The sequence below is a fragment of the Lentibacillus saliphilus genome (assembly GCF_019093865.1).
GTDB lineage: Bacteria > Bacillota > Bacilli > Bacillales > Amphibacillaceae > Lentibacillus_B > Lentibacillus_B saliphilus.
The window spans coordinates 1-1,745 of the sequence record NZ_JABJXD010000023.1; the positions used below are offsets into that span (position 1 = coordinate 1).

Consider the following 1,745-nt stretch of genomic DNA (forward strand, 5'->3'; position numbering starts at 1 on the left):
TCAAGAAGGAAGTGATCCATCGTGTCCACTTCCGTCTCATCTTATGTGAACAGGCATGTAAAATGCATATATTAAAATTAGATGTTGATAATTGATTTTCAGGAACTAATGTCCTGTATTTAAACTAACTACAATAGGGTTGGTGATGATTGTGAGAGCGAATAAAATTTCAAAAACTAAATCCCTCTGAGAAGCACAGATTACGTGATTACTAAATTGATGCTATTACTGCATCAATTTAGACTGAAACCGTTCTTTACGAAATATCTGAACGTGAAAAAAAGACCGGTTATGAATGTCCTGATTGTGAATTGGAACATATTGTTCGATTCGGTAAATATAAAACGATCGTTGATGATGAAGAGGTTAAAAAGCAACGCTACCGCTGTAAGGCTTGTAAGAAGACATTCCCAGACCTCACAAATACATTCTTTATCGAACTCGTCATCTTAACCAGTGGATAAAATTTGTTGAGTGTATAATTGAAGATTATTCTCTACGGAAGTCCGCTGACTTAATCGGCAACATCACTCACGTCACTCTATTTTATTGGAGACATAAACTATTATCATCGTTAAAGAAAATGGAAATCCTTAACTTCGAAGGTATCGTATTTAATCAATTACCTTGCTTGGTTTCAGGTTTTGGACAGTATCCACAACCAGAGAAATGAAGTAACAATGAATGATTTGATTATTAGACGGAGTTTAGTATAGAATTCGGAAACTTATGATACGATAAGGTTAACTAAATTTGCTGTATAAACACTGACGCTTATTCAACTACCGGGGCAGTATAGTGAAAAAAGGAGATTGACCTATTAGTATAGAAATTTTAGTGTGTACAAAAGTGTTCTACTAAATATTTAATTGGAGGGTTATATGGAAAACGTATTAGGAAAGGTAACATGCTTTATCACAAGAAAGAAAGATAACAAGCAAGAACTTCTTTTAATCCAACACCCAAATGCAGGTGTTCAAATACCAGCAGGTACAGTCGAAATCGATGAGGACTTTTATCAAGCAGCTATTAGAGAAGCGATGGAAGAAACTGGTCTTAAAGAATTTGTTTCAAGTAAGAGTTTAGGAAAACAAGAACAAAATTTAGAAGGTAAGTACATTATTTTTGATAAGGCAAAAATATATTCGAGACCAGACACGTCAAGTTTCCAATGGGCGGAAATTAGAAGAGGAATTACTGTCCTTCATGAACGAAGCCAAGAGGAATTTGTGCAAATTTCTTATAAAGAAGGAGATAAATTTCCAGAACCAAATTACATAACATATCAGATAACTGGTTGGACGAAAAAATCGAAATTGGCATCATTTGTAACAAGAGAATTCTTTCATCTACAATCATATAGTCTGTTGGATGAATGGGAGATAGAGACAGATAATCAGAAATTCAACTTATTTTGGTCTCCGTTAGACAACTTACCACAGATTGTTTCCTCTCAAAGTGAGTGGCTTGACTATTTATTAAATGAGATTAACAATTAAGATTTAATATATTATGTGAATATGCACTTTTGTCAAGAATATCTTCTATTAAAAGTCACATATATGGTTCCCTTGTTAAATTAAATGGGAGATTTTCTTCTTGAAGTAACGGGTGCTTTAGTGGAATAAAACATTATTCTTAAATAGAACTTCAAGAAAATGGAAGTTCTAATTTTTGCCGCATAAGCGCTCACCCACCGCATACCGATCCAACCACAAACTAAATCAAGACGGAAGTGATCCATC

Annotated in this window: 1 protein-coding gene and 1 pseudogene; both read left to right on the forward strand. The window is 34.0% G+C overall.

All coding sequences use genetic code 11. The features are described from left to right. Window positions 1-161: 161 nt before the first annotated feature. Window positions 162-613, forward strand: a pseudogene (locus HPC67_RS15605) (transposase); the annotation flags it as partial. 268 nt (window positions 614-881) lie between these two features. Next, window positions 882-1,499 carry an NUDIX domain-containing protein gene (locus HPC67_RS15610; RefSeq protein ID WP_217589830.1) on the forward strand — a complete coding sequence of 206 codons (618 nt, stop codon included), beginning with the start codon at window positions 882-884 and terminating at the stop codon, window positions 1,497-1,499. Window positions 1,500-1,745: the final 246 nt, after the last annotated feature.